This is a genomic window from Corynebacterium pyruviciproducens ATCC BAA-1742, assembly GCF_000411375.1.
Lineage (GTDB): Bacteria > Actinomycetota > Actinomycetes > Mycobacteriales > Mycobacteriaceae > Corynebacterium > Corynebacterium pyruviciproducens.
Genome location: NZ_KE150446.1, coordinates 1264305 through 1279797 on the forward strand (window position 1 = coordinate 1264305; position 15493 = coordinate 1279797).

Consider the following 15493-nt stretch of genomic DNA (forward strand, 5'->3'; position numbering starts at 1 on the left):
TCACTCGATACTCTTCAGTGTGCTAACTGTACCTTCTCTTTCATTTTCCGGCCAACTACAGTTAACAGTGTGCAGTGGCTTCAACGGCTAGTTTCCGCGTTCCGTCCCCAGGACGATTCCGACCTGTCCCGGACGATGTCTCGCCTCACCGCACGGCTCGGGCTTGACGACGACTCCTCGCGTCCCTCCTCACCGCAGTACTTCGATCAACTGGTTGTCCCCACCAAGGACCTGGCCCGCGGCGTGGTGTACGCCCCGGACATGGACGGGCAGGCAGAACCCGGGGAGATCGTATGGATCACCGTCCGCACCGACCACGATGTGCAGGAGCGCACCGTCATCGTCGTCGGCCACGAGGCGGGTGACCTCCTCGGCCTGGTGATCAGCGGTGACCCGTCCCACGACGGCGACCCCCGGTGGCTGGAGATCGGCTCCGGGCCGTGGGACGAATCGGGCAAACCCGCCTGGGTGCGGCTCGACAGAATGGTGCGCGTGCCGGAGAACACCATCACCCGCAAGGGCGCGTTTATTAACCGGGCCCGCTTCGAGCGCGTCTCCCACCGCCTGCGCGCCAAGTACGGGTGGTCGTAGGCCTTTTGCTTTCCGGGGCGTTCACGGTGTATTCTTGTGCTTCGGCTCTGACGATCGCAGGCAGGACCTTGGGTCTGCGTAGGAGAACACGAAAGAAAGAGGAATCCTTCAATGGCAAACATTAAGCAGCAGAAGAAGCGCGTTAAGACCAACGAGAAGCGTCGCGTCCGCAACCTGGGCATCCGCTCCGGTGTGAAGACCGAGATCCGCAAGTTCCGTGAGCTTGTCGCAGCTGGTGACAAGGAGAAGGCTGAGGAGCAGCTCCGCGTCGCTTCCCGCACGCTGGACAAGGCTGTGACCAAGGGTGTTCTGCACCGCAACAACGCAGCTAACAGGAAGTCCCGCATGGCGAAGGCTTTTAACAAGATGGCGTAACGCCCATCAAGAAGACACCCTCCGGCACGTGTAACCACGCAACCCGGAGGGTGTTTTCATATGCCGGGGAAGTGCTTAGGTTCAATCGGTCTGGTTATGGGAGGCCTTCGATGCCTCTTGGAATGGGCCACGGGGGGCAATGAATAGCGCATAGAGCAACGTAAGTGTGATGCATCCTGCAAGTATCTCCCACCAACTGCGGTACAGCGCGCTGATTGCAAGCAGCGCTATGACGAATTGCCAAAACGTTCCCCGAAACAATGCTGCTGTATTTCTCCGCCGCGGTAACCATACAAACAAAGTGCAGCTATAGAGAAGAAAACATCCCCATACAACAATCCATTTCGTAAGCGGGGTCTCCGGGGCAGCCAGTACGTCAAAGCCACTGGAAAGAATGGCGAATGACCAGAAAAGTAGCCACACCCAACAATCTACCTTTCCCACTAGTTACATCCCTCTGTGTAGTGCTCCGGCTCCACGCCAATAGATGGTGGCAGGCCGCCACCAGTCACGCCAATTTTCAAGGCCAGACACTTGCCCATGTGATGTGCCGTTGTAGCCCATGAAGTCACCGCTACAGAATTAGCTCCCCACCAATATGCGATTCGTAAGCCGAAAGGTTGCGGGACAGCCAACCAAAATGGTGTGATCGCTGCCGCGATTGACCCAGAGGCAGCCATCCTTCGTGTTTCTTCCTTATCAAAATACACATGCCCAGATATGATCCCCCAGTTCATGCGTGGGTCCGCTGTAATTGGGAAGGCGGATTCACTGTCGAACTCGACGTGCTGTGTGAGTCGTTTACCGTCTGTGGTAAACCACGTGGGCAGCTCGTTGCCGTTAGCATCTTTTGCCCATGGCACTGAAAAACGAATTTTCTTCACGCCATCAAAGGCGACGTAGAAGAATCCATCCTCTTCAACAATTCTCGCGTTTTCTGGCAGTCCGAAGTCGAAAGTTTTCTCATGGGGGCTTTGTGCACTTTCGATAGTGTAGACAAGCTTTTTCCCGGCCCCGGAGTCCACCGTCGTTTCATCTCCCACGGCACGAGTACGCAGAGCTGGATTTGTGTCAACGATACCGATGGCATAATCAGTTCCATCTCGCGAATCTAGACTTTCCGGAAGCGCCGTCTGAGCAGAAGATGGTGGCACAGTCAACATTCCGATTGTGAGAATGCCGGTAACGATATACGGCACAAATTTTTTCACAGTCGTCCTCCTTGTGTGTGGGGTGTCTAGTAATAACTAGTATACCCCCTAAGAATGAACAGTGTTCAGCACAGAAATGAACTTTCCATGAATCTTCTTTATTGCAGCAAACAAAGCTGACGGGAGGGCGCACTACCGCCGGGCCAACTCCGAGAGGGTCCGCACGGCGTACTCCACGGAGTATTCGGGGTCGCCCCAGCCCTTGGTGGCTTCCTCCAGCTGCGCGATGATGACAACGGCGCGGGAGATCGACTCCTCGGACCAGCGGCGGGCGATCTTCGCCAGCTTGTCGGCCTTCCACGGGGGCATTCCCGGCACCTGGACGCTGGAGCCGCGCATGGAGTACAGGCAGGCGATCGCCGTGATGTTGGAGGCGATGGCGCTGGTCAGCCGCACGGGCGGTTCGCCGAGCTGCAACGCCCGGCGCGTCGATGCCACCGCCTTGGCGGTCTGGCCGCTGACCACAAGGTCGGCGATCTCAAAGCCGGAGACCTCGGCCACGCCCTGGTACATGGTGCGCACGGCGTCGACGGTGACCTCGCCGCGGTTGTCGGCCACGAGCTGCGCGATGGCGGCGGCGAGCTCCCTGAGATCGCTGCCCACGCCCTCGAGGACAGCCTGGGCCACGTCGGGGGTGACGCGGGCGTTGTGGCTGCGGAACTCGTCCATTACCCAGCGCATCCGGTCGCGGGGTTTGACGGGTTTCACCTCGTTGACGGTGGTGGTCTTCTTCAGCTGGTTGAGGAGCTTTTTCTGTTTGCCACCGCCGGTGTGCAGGAGGATGATGGTGATCTCCGGGACGGGGTCTTTGGACACCTCGATGAACGCCTCCATGACCTCCTTCTTGGCCAGCTCCCCGTGGGTGAACACGATGACGCGCGCCTCCTGCATGAGGGTGGGCGTGACAAGGCCGTACACCATGGGCCCGGTAAGCTCCGCGCAGTGGTGGTTTTCTACGGTGGGGTTGCCCTCGGTCCGCTGGATGATGACGTCCCGGACGCGCTCGACGAGGAACTCGTCCTCCCCCACAATCACATGCATAGCCACCCCACTAGCCTACCTAGAACGCCCCGCTCTGCGCGCGCTGGGTGCCGTCCTCGTACACGGTGACCGGCCCGTCCCGGTTGGGGTACACCACGGGCTGCCCCCACCTCGTCACCGTGGCCCTTACGTGCGGTTTCCCCTCTTGCTTGTCGACGATCATCTCCGCATCGACGTGGTCTTTCCCGTCGTAGCCATCGACCTCGACGGCGCGGAGGTGGGCCACCTCGCCACCGCGAAGTGGCACCGCGCCCCACACCACAAACGCGGCCAGCAGGCAGGCGACCAGGCGCGGTCGGCCGGCGAGCACGAGGTAGGTGATCCACCCGGCGAGGACCACCGCCCACGCCGCGGAGATCCCGACGGTGGAGTGTGGCAGGGTGTTGGCCCACGTGGCCACCGTGTGGATCCACCAAGCACCGGGTTCGGCCAGGTGGATGAAGATGTGCTCGAGCCCGCCGGGCAGGAGCATCGTCACGGCGCCGCACAGTCCGAGCACGGTGACGGGGGCGACGGCGGCGTCGGCAAGCAAGTTAGCCACCACACTCACCAGGGAGATTCTGCCCGCCATGAGGGCGATGATGGGCATTGTCACCACGTCGGCGGCGATCGCAACGGACAGGGCCCGGGCAACAAGCGGCGGCAGGAAGGTGAGGGCCCGGTAGATGAGCGGGCTGACGGCGACGATGCCGGCGGTGGCCGCCACCGACAGGGCGAAGCCGTAGTTCACCGCGAGGTTGGAATCCCACAGCACGAGGCCGATGACGGCGATGCATAAGGCGTGGACAGGCTCGGAGCGTCGAGAAGCAACAACAGCCGTCAGCCCCACGGTGCCGGTGACAGCGGCGCGCAACACGGACGGCTCCGGACCGACGAGGAGGACGTAGCCCACGAGCACCGAGCCGGCCCCGAGGGTGCGCACCCAGATCCCGGCCCAGCTCAGAAGCAGCACCGCGACGGTGGTGACGATGGCGATGTTGGAGCCGCTGATGGCGCTTAGGTGGCTGAGCCCCGTGGCGATGTACGTCGCCTGTTCGTCGGGGCTTTGCAGGCTCGTATCGCCCAGCACCATCCCGGGGATGAGGCCGCGGGTATCCGGGCCGGCAACGTGCCCCACCGCGGCGGCGAAGCTCGCGCGGATGGCCTGCGCCCGGCCGCCGGGGACGAGGATATCCACCCCGTGGGCGATGCCGAGCACGCCCTCGATACTCGGCCGGTCGCTCGGCAGCGCCGTGATGTCCGCGGCGATGACGCTGCCAGCATCTACCTGTTCCTTGCTCACCACCGGCAACACGTCGGTATCCAAGAGGTACGCCCCCGAGCTCGTGCGCCGCACGCCCCGCACGGTGAGCTCGAGCGTGCCCGCGAACCCCTGCAATACCTCGGCCCGCTTCATCCGCAGCCAGGCGACGACGATGCCGGCCGCCGCCACGCTCCCGCAGAACACCGCCTGCCCCCACTGGCGGGTGAGAAGTAGCACGCTGAGGCTCACCACGGTGATCCCCGCCGCAAGCCCCACCCCGCGGGTGACGATGGTGGCAAGGACCGCCACCCACACGAGTACTGCCGCGGGGACGAGGCGCAGCTCCGTCACAGCGTGACCTGGCCTTTGAGAGCCTCAAACTTCGCCGGGCCGATGCCTTTGATCTCTTGCAGGTCATCGATGGATTGGAAGCCGCCATGTTGCTCCCGGTAGGCGACGATCGCCTCCGCCGTTTTCTCCCCCACACCGTCGAGCTGCGTGAGTTCCTGGGCCGTCGCCGAGTTGATGGAGACGCCGCCCGTGCCGGCTGCTGTGTCAGCCGGCACGTTTGTACCGGCCACCGCTCCGGTGACGGGGACGGTGATCTGGGTGCCGTCGACAAGCTTCTGAGCCTGGTTGACGGCGAGCAGGTTGGCCTCCGGCAGGGGCTCAGCCTGCGCCAGCGCGTCGGCGACGCGGGAGCCCGGGGCAAGGGTGGCGAGCCCCGGCCTGCCCACCGCACCCACCACGGACACGACCACCTCGGAGGCGGGCGTAGAAGTCTCCACCGTGGGTAGCGCCGCGTAATCCGGGGGCTGGTCCCCTCCCCCATGGAAGGCGAAAAAGCCCACGCCGACCGCCAGCGCGGCGGCCGCAATAAGCGCCTGCTTCGGCTCGATTGTCACGCGGGGGAAGGCGACCGGTAGGTGCGTCTCCCCGCCGGTCGGCTGGCTCAGCTCTCCCAGGCGATCCGCGATTTTTGGTTGGTTTCCCCTATTCCTCATACCGTGGAACCTACAGCGGATTGAGACGGGGGCAAGGCGCTACCGCGAACCTGTGGATAACTCGGCTATTTCGGAAGTTGCGGTAGGTTATTTGTATTCACAAGGGTTACCCCCACGGCCCCCGGCCCCACGTGGACGGCCAGCGCGGGGGCGATATCCACCACCAGCACGTTGGAGCCCTCCGGCAGCACGCTGCGCAGGTGCTGCTCGAGCTTTCGCGCGTTCTCCCGGGCCTCATACTGCTGGACAGCAACAAACACCTGGCCGCCCTCGGCGTGCTCCTGCACGAGATCCACGAGCCTCCCCAGCGCCTTCGACGGGGTGCGCCCCTTGGCGGCCACCTCCAGCCCGTTCTCCCCCACGTGGAGAATCGGCCGCGCCGCCAGCGTTGCGGCGACGTACGCGCCGGTGGTCAGCCGCCCCGACTTCCTCAGCGCGTCCAGCTTGTGCACGTAAAACCACGTGTCGCTGCGGTGGAGGATGTCCACCGCCATGTCATAGCACTCTTCCAGCGTGGCCCCCATCTGGGCGCTGCGGGCCGCCGCCATTGCTGCCGCGCCCAGGTTCATGCCCACCGAGTCCGTATCGATGACGCGGACGTTATCGAACACCGCTGCCGCGGCCACGGCGTTCGACCACGTAGAAGAGAACTCTTTGCCAATATGCAACGCGATCAGGCCGGCGTCGCCACCGCGCTCAAGCTGCCGCGCGTATGTGGCGGCCAGCTCCAGGGCGCTCAACCCCGCGGTGGTGTCCCCCATGGCATGGAGGTCGACCACCTCGATGTGGAGCTCCTCCGCCACCCAATGCGGCAGGTTGGAGGACGAGTCTGTGACGACGCGAACTGTCATGGGTGCATATTCCATTCCACGAGTGACCACCAGCCGGTGGAATCGAGTGTGGCCCACGACGTGTTGGTCATGACATTGAGCAGGCTCTCCTCGATCCCCAGGCAACTTGTTACCAAGACTCTACTGGCGTTGCCGTGGGTGACGGCAAGCACCGTGCCCTTTTCGGCCGCCATGTCCTGCGCAAAATCGGTCATCCGCACTGCCACCTGGAGGCGTGACTCCCCACCCCGTGGCGCCCAGCCGGGGTCGGTGTGTTCGGCGAGGCGTTCCTCCTCCGGGAGATCCCGGTAGATCTTGCCCTGCCACTCACCGAGGTTGGTCTCCCGCAGCCGGGTATCCTTGATGATGGGCAGGCCGAGTTTAGCTGCAACGATCTCAGCGGTGGTCCACGCCCGCCCCAGGTCGGACGAGTACACCTTGGCTATCGGCAGCTCCGCGAGTCTCTCGGCAGCGGCGTGTGCGCCGGCTAGCCCCTTATCGGTGAGGGGCGAATTGAGATGGCCCTGGACCCGGTTTTCACGGTTCCACTCCGTCTCCCCGTGGCGGAGCAGGATGAGCCTCACAGTTCGTCTCGATCAGGCTCCGGTGCCGCCAACGGGATCTCATCGAGGGAATTCACCGCACGCACGTCAACGTCCTCGTCCCACTTCACGGGACGGACGTAGGGCTCGATGCCCTCGATGTTGACGATCGGGCAATCACCGTAGAGGCGATCGAGCCCGTAGAACTCGCGCTCCTCCTCTCGCATGACGTGAACTACGATGTCCGTGTAATCCAGGAGCGACCAACGCGACTCGCGCACGCCCTCGCGCTTGGCGGGCTTGTAGCCGGCCTCCTTCATCTTGAACTCGATCTCGTCCACGATGGCCTGCACCTGGCGCTCGGTCTCCGCCGAGGCGATGACGAACAGGTCGGTAATGGTGAGGGGTTGGGTTACATCGAGGACAGCAATGTTCGTGGCGAGCTTCTCGTCGGCGGCGCGGGCCGCGACGGTCGCCATCTTTACTGAGCTTTCATTCATGGAGCACATCGTACTAGCACCCGGTCACGAAGTAGGAGCCAGGATCTCCCTGGGCCCCTCCGGGCGGTACAATTTCCGCTTCTCAATGTACTGAACCACGCCGTCGGGAACGAGGTACCACACGGGCTGGCCCCGGCGCGCTCGGGCGCGGCAATCAGTAGAGGAAATCGCCATGGCGGGGATCTCGATGAACTCCACTTTTCCTTCCGGAAAGTCGGATTGTTCCACCTCGTAGCCCGGCCGGTCGACCCCCACGAAGTGGGCGAGCTCAAACATCTGCTCGTAATCGCGCCACGTGCGAATGTTCTTGAGGGAGTCCGCGCCGGTAATGAAGTAGAGCTCCGCGTCCGGGAATTGCTCGCGCAGATCTTTGAGCGTGTCGATGGTGTAGGTGGGCCCACCCCTGTCGATGTCCACGCGGGACACGGTGAAACGGGGGTTGGAGGCTGTCGCGATGACCGTCATGAGGTAGCGATCCTCCTTGTCGCTCACCTGCCGCCCGGCCTTCTGCCACGGCTCACCCGTGGGCACGTAGAGGACGATGTCCAGACCAAAACGATAAGCCACCTCGCTTCCAGCAACGAGGTGGCCGTTGTGGATGGGATCGAACGTCCCACCCATGATTCCGATGCGGTTCGCCATAGCTTTCAGGCTACTGCCTTGGTTAGCGTCGTGCGTCTACCCACGAGGCAAAGATGCGGGCAGCAAGGTCGCGGTCCTGGGCGCGGGAGGAATTCCAGCGGAAGTAGGAACCGTGGGCGGAGCCGTCGACAGGCTGTTGGTTGATGTACTTACGCACGTTGAGGTCGCAGAAGGGATCGTCGGCAACGCAGTACTCAATCCGGGGTACCCCGGAAAGCGCGCCCGCGCGCATCGGCGTCCACCCGAGGACACCCTTGCCGCTAAGGCCGGTGCCGATACGCCCCGGGACTCCTTCGGTGTTGTACGGGTTGCCCAGGTTGATCACGCCTGCCAACCGGCCCTGCCTGTCCAGGGTGCGCTCCACGCCCGACATGACCACGGCACCCTGCGAGTAGCCGGCGAGGACGTACTGCGGGTGGCACCCGGTTGCGCCCTCGTATTCGTTAATGGTGGACAGCACGCCGTGGGTGCCGTTAACAAACGAATCACGGAAGAGGGCGGCCTGCGGGAGCACCATCTCACGGAGCAGGTTGACGGCGGAATCGAAGTCCGTGGGAGGCGTGATGTTGCGCTCGGGGGCCGCCGCCGGGTACTTGTGCTCGTCCAGTCCCAGCACCTTGACGGAGTTCATGAGGGAACGGCCGGTGTCCCAGTTGTACCGGGACTCAAAGTAGTGAAACATCGCCGCCAGCGTGGGGCCCTCGCGACCGTTGGACCAGTAGGGGCCACCGTAGTTTTGGGGGGCCCAGTTCCCGCCACCGTTTTCGCCACTGCCGCGTGCCGCGACGACGGCGATTGCGGGGCAGGGTTCCTGCGCGTTGGCTGCCACGGGTGCTACGAGCGTGGCTGCGACGGCGACTGCCGCGGCGACCACGCCTCGAAGAAGCTTCTTCATGTTGACGTCATCCTGTTCTGAAGATTCTTAAGTAGGGAAGTCTCGTTGAGTATTGTGCCACACACTCCATCGCGACTCGCATTGGCGCTGTTTCGGCTGCACCTACCAGCCACTCCCCCGAATAGGGGTAGCCGCGTAACCACCATTTTGTACGGTTCTATCGAACAAGAAATTGGCCGGGAGAAAGGAGTCTTTCCGTGGACATTCCTGCAACTAACGGCGCGTATTATACCGTTGAAAAGCCAACCAACCTGGTTGGCGCGCGCTACTTATTCGAAAATAAAAGCGACCGCGAGTTTTGGTCCCCGTTTGTGGGTGACGTGGTCAACCTCACTGCCACGGCGGAGGAGTTAGCCAGCCAGTGCGCCACAACAGCCAAGGCACTAGCCGGAAAACTGTGCGCCTACGCCACGCTCAACCACCTGCCGGAGTTGAAGGCGTGGATCGAGGAAAAGAACCTTTTGGACGCGCGTCGCCTCCAAGTCATCGCCGATACACTGTGTGAGGTCCGCCTCCAGCTATCGGATGATCTCAGCGCCTTTGACCACGGCGTGGTCCAGGTGCTGCAGCCTACGCGTAAAGACCAGTACATTCCCACCCCCGGTGAGATCCGCAAGAAAGTGCGTAAGCTGCTGACCAAACTCTACGGAGTGAAATTTAAGAAGTGGGAACGCACTCACAAGGACACCCTCAATTTTTGGCACAGTTGCGATATAGACGAGTCCATCATGGTGGCCTCCTTCAACGAGGCCGTGGGTGCCGAAGTGGAAGCTCGCATCCTCGAGGTGGCCCGGCAGTGGAAGGTCAGCCCCATCGAAGCATTGCAGAGGATCATCCTCACCAACGTGAAGATGAAAATCACGCTGAACACATACGGTGCGGATGGGAAGGTGGAATACGCGGATCATCTCGGCGATCTCACCCCCGAATTGTCCGACTACTTCACCGAGCGGGTCAGCAGGGTGCGGGATATGAACGAGGCAGCAAAGAAGGTGTCCTCTTGTTACAAGCCCTCGAAACTCATCCGTGATTTTGTCAAAGGCCGGGACGGCACCTGCCGGTTCCCGGGTTGCGATGTCCCCGCCGATCGCTGCGAGCTCGACCACGTGCAGGATTACCTAGGAGGTGGCCCCACTTCACCGGATGACCTGCACCTCCTGTGCCACCGGCACCACGCTTTAAAAACCATGGGGATAGTGCAGGTGATCATGGACGGGCTGGGTATTGACACGTGGTTTTTCGCCAGCGGCAAGAAAACTACTACCCTGCCGCGGGGGCCGCTTGCGGGGCTTGCCGCCAAGATGGGGTTGCGAAACAGCTTCACCCGCCGCCGCGAGTGGCTCTTCAAACCGGCGAGCTAGTCCCGTGTTTGGCCGTTTCCGCGCAGGGTCCACGTGGTGGTTGTCAGCTCCGGCAGCGCCATCGGGCCACGGGCGTGCAGCTTCTGGGTGGAAATCCCGATCTCCGCCCCCATTCCAAACTGTTCCCCGTCGGTGAACGCGGTGGACGCGTTGACCATGACGACGGCGGAATCCACACCGTCGACGAAGGTATCGATGGTGTCCGCATCCTGGGCGACGATGGCATCGGTGTGCCCGGAACTGTACCGGGCGATGTGCTCGATGGCCTCGTCCACGCCACGGACGATCTTCACGGCGAGATCCATGGAGAGGTACTCCTCGGCCCAATCCTTTTCCGTCGCCGGAACGGACTCGACGGGCAGGCCGTCGCCGTGGAGCGTGACGCCCGCGTCTACGAGGGCGCGCAGCAGCTCCTCGGTGTGCGCGTAAAAGGCGCTGACAAGCAGCGTCTCGGTTGCGTTACACACGGAGACCCGGCGCGTCTTGCCGTTGAGCACGATGTCGCGAGCCTTGGCCGGATCGGCGGTGGCATCCACGTACACGTGGCAGTTGCCCGTGCCCGTCTCAATGGTGGGCACCGTCGCTTGCGTCACCACGGCGTTGATGAGCCCCGCACCGCCGCGCGGGATGACGAGATCAACAAGCCCCCGCGCGGTAACGAGCTCCGTGACGGAGCTGTGGTCATCGCTGGGCAGGAGGCTGACGGCATCTTCCGGCAGCCCGTGGGCGGCGAGCACCGACCGCAGCAGCGCCACGAGCGCTTCGTTGGTGTTCCGCGCTGTCTTCGAGCCGCGCAGCAGGACGGCGTTGCCCGCCTTGAAAGCGATGCCGAACGCGTCGACGGTGACGTTGGGGCGGGCCTCGTACACCATGCCGATTACCCCGATGGGCACCCGGCGCTTGGTCATGTGGATGCCGTTGTACATGGTGTGGCCCTCAATGACCTCGCCCACGGGATCCGGCAGGCTCGCCACCTGCTCCAGGCCGCCAGCGATCCCCTCGATGCGTTCGGGGGTGAGGAGCAGCCGGTCATCGTCCACCACGAGGTCAACCTCGTTGGCGGCGAGGATCTCCTCGCTGTGGTTGCGCAGGGCGACGGCAGCCGCCCGCAGCACCTCGTCTTTCTTGGTGCGTGGCAGGGTGCGGATGGTGCGCGAGGCTGCGCGCGCCTTGGTGGCTAGTTCTGTGACAACGGTCATGGAGTGCCTCATTCCAGGTGAGAAAAGTAGTCTGCGTGCACAACGGGACGCTTATCGGGAAGCTCGTCAGAGTGCTTGCCGCGCATCCGCTGCAGCGCCCCGGAGGAGTAGTTGACCTCGCCGCGGCCGAGGATCTCCCCGGAGGGGCCGTGTACCTCGACGATGTCGCCGGCGTGGAAATCGCCGTCAATGGCGGTGATGCCAACGGCGAGCAGCGAGGTTCCCGGCTCCGCGAGTGCCGCCATGGCGCCGGCATCCACGACGATGTTCCCGGCGACCTCGGCGGCGTACAGGGCCCATGATTTCCACGCGTTGAGCCCTCGGCGCGGCGCGAAGACCGTCCCCACGGAGGCGTCGCTCAACGCGTCGCTCACTCGCGTCGCGGCGGCGAGCAGCACGGGGATACCCACGCGGGTGGCGAGCTCGGCTGCGGACACCTTGGTGGCCATGCCGCCGGTGCCCACTTCTCCCCCGCCGCCTGCGACCACGCCGTCAAGATCAGCCTGACCGCTTACTTGGGCGATAAACGTCGCCCCCGGCGTCGAGGGGTTCGCGGTGTACAGGCCGTCCACATCGGAGAGCAGGACGAGCGCGTCGGCGGCCACGAGGTTTGCGACGATGGCGGCGAGCCGATCGTTATCGCCGAAGCGGACCTCGGTTGTTGCCACCGTATCGTTTTCGTTGATGACGGGGACACAGCCCAGCTTGTGCAGGCGGGAGATGGTGGACTGGATGTTGCGGGCGCGGTCGCGCTGCCCGGCATCGGCTGCGGTGAGGAGCACCTGGCCCACGGTGATGCCGTGGCGGGCGAAGCTCTGCCCCCACGCGTAGGCGAGCTCGACCTGCCCCACGGACGCGGCGGCCTGCCGGGTAGCGAGGTCGGTGGGAGTGGTGGTGAGCCCCAGCGGCGCCCGGCCCACGGCAATAGCACCGGAGGTGACGAGGACAACGTCGCTGACCTCGGCCCGGGCGGCGATGGCATCGACGATCCGGTCGATCGCCTTGGTGTCCACGCGGTGCTCGGTGGTGGAGATGGAGCTCGACCCCACCTTGACCACGATCTTGCGGGCATCGGAAATCTGCTGCCGGAGATCCATCTATCCCTCCCAGCGCTCCGTATCGGCCTCCTGGCCGTAATCCTCCGCCTCGATGAGGCCGCGGCGCACCTGGGAGGCGCGCTTGCGCTCGGCGGCGGAGGCGCGTCCGGTCTGCTCGAGGCGGATATCCGTGCCGCGGCCGGTGAGGACCGGGTCGATGCCGGCGGCGGTGAGCGGGTCCCACTCGAAGGTGATGCCGCCGATGGTGACCGGGTCGCCGGCGTTGGCTCCCGCCTTGTACAGCAGTTCCTCCACGCCGGCCTTGGCAAACCTGTCGCCCAGGTAGCCCACGGCCTCATCGTTTTCGAAGTCGGTCTGCAGCACCCAGCGTTCCACCTTGTCGCCGGTGACGAGCCAGCCCTCGCCGTCGCGCTCCACGTGGGTTTCGTTGCGCTGGGGCTTGACCAGTACGGTATCCACGCGCTTGCGCTTGGGTTCCGCTTGTCGACGTTTATTGACGGCCTCCATCAGGGCATACCGCAGGGGATCCAACCCCTTGCGCGCGACGGTGGAGATGATGAAGATCGGCCAGCCGAACTTTTCCTTCAGCTCGTCGATGACGAACTCGGCCAGGTCGTGGGCCTCCGGAACGTCGGTCTTGTTCAAGACGATGAAGCGGGGGCGCTCCAGCAGGTCGGAATCGGCGGGCAGGATCTCGCGGTAGGCGGCTAGCTCCTTCTCCAGCGCCTCGATGTCGCTCACCGGGTCGCGCCCCGGCTCCAGAGTCGCCACGTCCACCACGTGAACGAGGACGGCGCAGCGCTCGATGTGGCGCAGGAAGTCGAGCCCCAGGCCCTTGCCCTCGGAGGCGCCAGGGATGAGGCCCGGCACGTCGGCGATGGTGAACGCATCGTGGCCCACGTTGACCACGCCGAGGTTCGGCTGCAGCGTGGTGAAGGGGTAATCGGCGATCTTCGGTTTCGCCGCCGAAAGCACTGACACCAGCGAGGACTTACCGGCCGACGGGAAGCCGAGCAAACCGACGTCGGCAAGCGACTTGAGCTCAACCACCACATCGAGGGACTCCCCCGGCTCGCCGTTCAAAGCAAACCCTGGGGCCTTGCGGGCCCGGGACGCCAGCGCGGCGTTGCCCAACCCACCGTGACCGCCGGCCGCGGCGATGAGCGACATGCCCGGATCGGTGAGATCGGCGAGCACCTCCCCGTCGGTGGTGGAGACAACGGTGCCGGCGGGAACCTCGAGGATGAGATCCTCCCCGCGCGCACCGTTGCGGTGATCACCAGCACCGTTAGCGCCACGCGACGCCGTGAGGTGCGGGCGGAAGTGCAGATCCAGGAGGGTATGAACCTGGGTGGAGGCGCGCAGGATGATATCGCCACCGTGCCCGCCGTTGCCACCATCGGGCCCGCCGAGTGGCTTGAACTTTTCGCGGTGCACAGAAGAGCACCCGTTGCCACCGTTGCCGGCGGTGAGGTGCAAGACGACACGATCTATGAAACGATTAGCCACGAACTCTCCTTTAATCGCATGAGGAGGATAGTTTACAGCACCAACCACCAAATATCATTAGGGTTGCAGTATGAGGTTTTACACTGACGGCAAGCAGAACTTACTCCGCCGGGGTGGCGAGTACTACGAGCGCTACATCCCCGCCAGTGACGAGGAACGGCGCGGCGGCTACTGGCGGCCAGCCCCCTCCGGAGACTTCCTCATCACGTGGGGCACACGCTACTCAGAAATCGGGGAAGCCGAGGCGAAAACGCTCTCGGCCAGCCTGGACGCACAGGCGAATTAGTAACCCCGCTGAGGATCGACCTCGGTGGGCATCCTCTCACCCTTTTCAAACGCCTCGGCGCTCGCCGCCGCGGCTAGCCCCGTGCGGTGCCGGATCACCGGGTTGGTGTTGGCCACGTGCGGCGTAATAAGGCAATTGTTGAGCTTCCACAATGGATGATCGGCGGGAAGAGGCTCCGGCTCGAGCACGTCCAGCCCGGCGGCGGCGATCGTGCCGCTTGTGAGCGCCTCCGTCAGAGCATCGGTATCCACAAGCGGCCCACGGCCCACGTTGATGACGATGGCGGTGTCCTTCATTTTCTTTAGCGTCTCCGCGTTGACCATGTGGTGCGTCTCCTTGGTCAGCGGCGTCACCGTAATAATGATGTCTGGCTCACCCCAGTTGAATTCACCCATTGCCAGCGACTCGTCCGCACCCTCGATCTCCCGCCCCGAGTGCGTGACGGCCTGCACCGTCGCTCCGAACGACTTGAGCAGCGGCACGATGGCCGAGCCAATTCCACCCGCGCCGACGACTGCCACCTTCGAGTTAAAAAGCCACACCTTATTCTCGTGCATCTCCTCGGCGGCATCCCACGAGGCCGTGGTGATCGCCGTCTTCAGCATCTGCGTCACCCCGAGCAGCAGCCCAAGCGTGGATTCCGCCACTGTGTCCGCGTACAGGCCCTGCGCGTTGGACCAGCGCAGCTTCCCCGGCGTGAGGTACCCGGCCTTGACCAGACTGTCCACGCCGGCGAAGTGGGTGTGCACGAAGCCGACAGATTCCGGCAGCTCCTCCGGGAAGTCCGCCGCCGTGCCGTTGAACACGATGAATTCGGTTCCCTCCGGTACGTGCCCCTCGTAGGGCACGTACTCGTGTCCGCGCTCGGTCAGCTGATCGATAGTTTCTTTCCATACATGGGGCAGCATTGTGAATTTCATACCTACCAGGGTACCGATGACTGCTACTTGGGGCTGGGGCCGCGGGCCGTGGGCCGCTGCGGGCACGCCGCGGACACGCCGATTTTCCGGGGCTTTTGCGAAAACTGTCCACTGAACCACATCGCCCCCTTCCAAAACTCCAGGTGGTCACATCTGCTACTTTGTTCAGTGCCCACTTTTGGCAAACCACGCCAGGCCAGGCGAGACTACACCGCGTTTGAGACCAGCAACTCCCAACACTCTTAGCATTTGCCAGGTCCCCAGAACTCGGGTCCGAAACTTTCGG

General features: G+C 63.7%; 17 protein-coding genes. 4 read left to right on the forward strand and 13 right to left on the reverse strand.

Features of this window, described 5'->3' with window-relative positions; translation table 11 throughout:
* Window positions 1-69 precede the first annotated feature (69 nt).
* Window positions 70-591 (forward strand): type II toxin-antitoxin system PemK/MazF family toxin, encoded by a 522-nt coding sequence (locus HMPREF1219_RS05430; protein WP_016457889.1) that lies wholly within the window; start codon window positions 70-72, stop codon window positions 589-591.
* A gap of 111 nt (window positions 592-702) precedes the next feature.
* Window positions 703-966 (forward strand): 30S ribosomal protein S20, encoded by a 264-nt coding sequence (gene rpsT / locus HMPREF1219_RS05435; protein ID WP_016457890.1) that lies wholly within the window; start codon window positions 703-705, stop codon window positions 964-966.
* A gap of 443 nt (window positions 967-1409) precedes the next feature.
* Here the strand turns inward: rpsT and HMPREF1219_RS05440 are convergent, their stop codons facing one another.
* The 9 genes from HMPREF1219_RS05440 to HMPREF1219_RS05480 form a co-directional block, all read right to left on the reverse strand.
* Window positions 1410-2177: a hypothetical protein gene (locus HMPREF1219_RS05440; protein WP_016457891.1), complete on the reverse strand. Its 768-nt coding sequence runs from the start codon at window positions 2175-2177 to the stop codon at window positions 1410-1412.
* Window positions 2178-2309: 132 nt separating this feature from the next.
* Complete coding sequence (gene holA, locus HMPREF1219_RS05445; protein WP_016457892.1) at window positions 2310-3218, reverse strand: DNA polymerase III subunit delta; 909 nt, start codon at window positions 3216-3218, stop codon at window positions 2310-2312.
* Window positions 3219-3237: 19 nt separating this feature from the next.
* Complete coding sequence (locus HMPREF1219_RS05450; protein WP_016457893.1) at window positions 3238-4812, reverse strand: ComEC/Rec2 family competence protein; 1575 nt, start codon at window positions 4810-4812, stop codon at window positions 3238-3240.
* Window positions 4809-5465: a ComEA family DNA-binding protein gene (locus HMPREF1219_RS05455; protein WP_016457894.1), complete on the reverse strand. Its 657-nt coding sequence runs from the start codon at window positions 5463-5465 to the stop codon at window positions 4809-4811. Before HMPREF1219_RS05455 ends, HMPREF1219_RS05450 begins: the two co-directional genes overlap by 4 nt.
* Window positions 5466-5530: 65 nt before the next feature.
* Window positions 5531-6316 carry a DegV family protein gene (locus tag HMPREF1219_RS05460; protein WP_016457895.1) on the reverse strand — a complete coding sequence of 262 codons (786 nt, stop codon included), beginning with the start codon at window positions 6314-6316 and terminating at the stop codon, window positions 5531-5533.
* On the reverse strand, window positions 6313-6879 hold the full coding sequence (locus tag HMPREF1219_RS05465) for a histidine phosphatase family protein (protein WP_016457896.1): 567 nt from the start codon (window positions 6877-6879) through the stop codon (window positions 6313-6315). The genes HMPREF1219_RS05460 and HMPREF1219_RS05465 overlap by 4 nt, the downstream gene beginning before the upstream one ends.
* On the reverse strand, window positions 6876-7337 hold the full coding sequence (rsfS, locus tag HMPREF1219_RS05470; RefSeq protein ID WP_016457897.1) for a ribosome silencing factor: 462 nt from the start codon (window positions 7335-7337) through the stop codon (window positions 6876-6878). Before rsfS ends, HMPREF1219_RS05465 begins: the two co-directional genes overlap by 4 nt.
* A 24-nt stretch (window positions 7338-7361) precedes the next feature.
* On the reverse strand, window positions 7362-7979 hold the full coding sequence (gene nadD, locus HMPREF1219_RS05475; RefSeq protein ID WP_016457898.1) for a nicotinate-nucleotide adenylyltransferase: 618 nt from the start codon (window positions 7977-7979) through the stop codon (window positions 7362-7364).
* Between the two features lie 22 nt (window positions 7980-8001).
* Window positions 8002-8874 carry a cutinase family protein gene (locus HMPREF1219_RS05480; protein ID WP_016457899.1) on the reverse strand — a complete coding sequence of 291 codons (873 nt, stop codon included), beginning with the start codon at window positions 8872-8874 and terminating at the stop codon, window positions 8002-8004.
* Between the two features lie 320 nt (window positions 8875-9194).
* Between HMPREF1219_RS05480 and HMPREF1219_RS05485 the strand changes: the two genes are divergently transcribed.
* Complete coding sequence (locus HMPREF1219_RS05485) at window positions 9195-10235, forward strand: HNH endonuclease signature motif containing protein (protein WP_245554400.1); 1041 nt, start codon at window positions 9195-9197, stop codon at window positions 10233-10235.
* Here the strand turns inward: HMPREF1219_RS05485 and HMPREF1219_RS05490 are convergent.
* From HMPREF1219_RS05490 to obgE, 3 genes are read right to left on the reverse strand one after another with little or no spacing between them, the layout of a single operon-like run.
* Window positions 10232-11446, reverse strand: a complete 1215-nt coding sequence (locus HMPREF1219_RS05490) for a glutamate-5-semialdehyde dehydrogenase (RefSeq protein WP_040426948.1) — start codon at window positions 11444-11446, stop codon at window positions 10232-10234. The two genes, HMPREF1219_RS05485 and HMPREF1219_RS05490, sit on opposite strands and share 4 nt — an antisense overlap.
* Window positions 11443-12531: a glutamate 5-kinase gene (gene proB, locus HMPREF1219_RS05495; protein ID WP_016457902.1), complete on the reverse strand. Its 1089-nt coding sequence runs from the start codon at window positions 12529-12531 to the stop codon at window positions 11443-11445. Before proB ends, HMPREF1219_RS05490 begins: the two co-directional genes overlap by 4 nt.
* Entirely contained in the window at window positions 12532-14001 is a 1470-nt protein-coding gene (gene obgE, locus HMPREF1219_RS05500; protein WP_016457903.1) for a GTPase ObgE, read from the reverse strand.
* A 70-nt stretch (window positions 14002-14071) separates the two neighbouring features.
* Between obgE and HMPREF1219_RS05505 the strand changes: the two genes are divergently transcribed.
* The gene (locus HMPREF1219_RS05505; RefSeq protein ID WP_016457904.1) at window positions 14072-14287 is read left to right on the forward strand and encodes a hypothetical protein; all 216 of its coding nucleotides are present in this window, start codon (window positions 14072-14074) and stop codon (window positions 14285-14287) included.
* Here HMPREF1219_RS05505 and HMPREF1219_RS05510 read toward each other — a convergent pair.
* Window positions 14284-15207, reverse strand: coding sequence for a D-isomer specific 2-hydroxyacid dehydrogenase family protein (locus HMPREF1219_RS05510; protein WP_040426950.1), 924 nt, complete (start codon window positions 15205-15207; stop codon window positions 14284-14286). The two genes, HMPREF1219_RS05505 and HMPREF1219_RS05510, sit on opposite strands and share 4 nt — an antisense overlap.
* Window positions 15208-15493: the final 286 nt, after the last annotated feature.

What these genes read in the sequence shown, in the direction of transcription:
- rpsT (WP_016457890.1), top strand. Translation starts at nt 703, where the DNA reads ATGGCAAACATTAAGCAGCAGAAGAAGCGCGTTAAGACCAACGAGAAG.
- holA (WP_016457892.1), bottom strand. Translation starts at nt 3,218, where the DNA reads ATGCATGTGATTGTGGGGGAGGACGAGTTCCTCGTCGAGCGCGTCCGG.
- HMPREF1219_RS05455 (WP_016457894.1), bottom strand. Translation starts at nt 5,465, where the DNA reads ATGAGGAATAGGGGAAACCAACCAAAAATCGCGGATCGCCTGGGAGAG.
- HMPREF1219_RS05460 (WP_016457895.1), bottom strand. Translation starts at nt 6,316, where the DNA reads ATGACAGTTCGCGTCGTCACAGACTCGTCCTCCAACCTGCCGCATTGG.
- rsfS (WP_016457897.1), bottom strand. Translation starts at nt 7,337, where the DNA reads ATGAATGAAAGCTCAGTAAAGATGGCGACCGTCGCGGCCCGCGCCGCC.
- nadD (WP_016457898.1), bottom strand. Translation starts at nt 7,979, where the DNA reads ATGGCGAACCGCATCGGAATCATGGGTGGGACGTTCGATCCCATCCAC.
- HMPREF1219_RS05480 (WP_016457899.1), bottom strand. Translation starts at nt 8,874, where the DNA reads ATGAAGAAGCTTCTTCGAGGCGTGGTCGCCGCGGCAGTCGCCGTCGCA.
- HMPREF1219_RS05490 (WP_040426948.1), bottom strand. Translation starts at nt 11,446, where the DNA reads ATGAGGCACTCCATGACCGTTGTCACAGAACTAGCCACCAAGGCGCGC.
- proB (WP_016457902.1), bottom strand. Translation starts at nt 12,531, where the DNA reads ATGGATCTCCGGCAGCAGATTTCCGATGCCCGCAAGATCGTGGTCAAG.
- HMPREF1219_RS05505 (WP_016457904.1), top strand. Translation starts at nt 14,072, where the DNA reads ATGAGGTTTTACACTGACGGCAAGCAGAACTTACTCCGCCGGGGTGGC.
- HMPREF1219_RS05510 (WP_040426950.1), bottom strand. Translation starts at nt 15,207, where the DNA reads ATGAAATTCACAATGCTGCCCCATGTATGGAAAGAAACTATCGATCAG.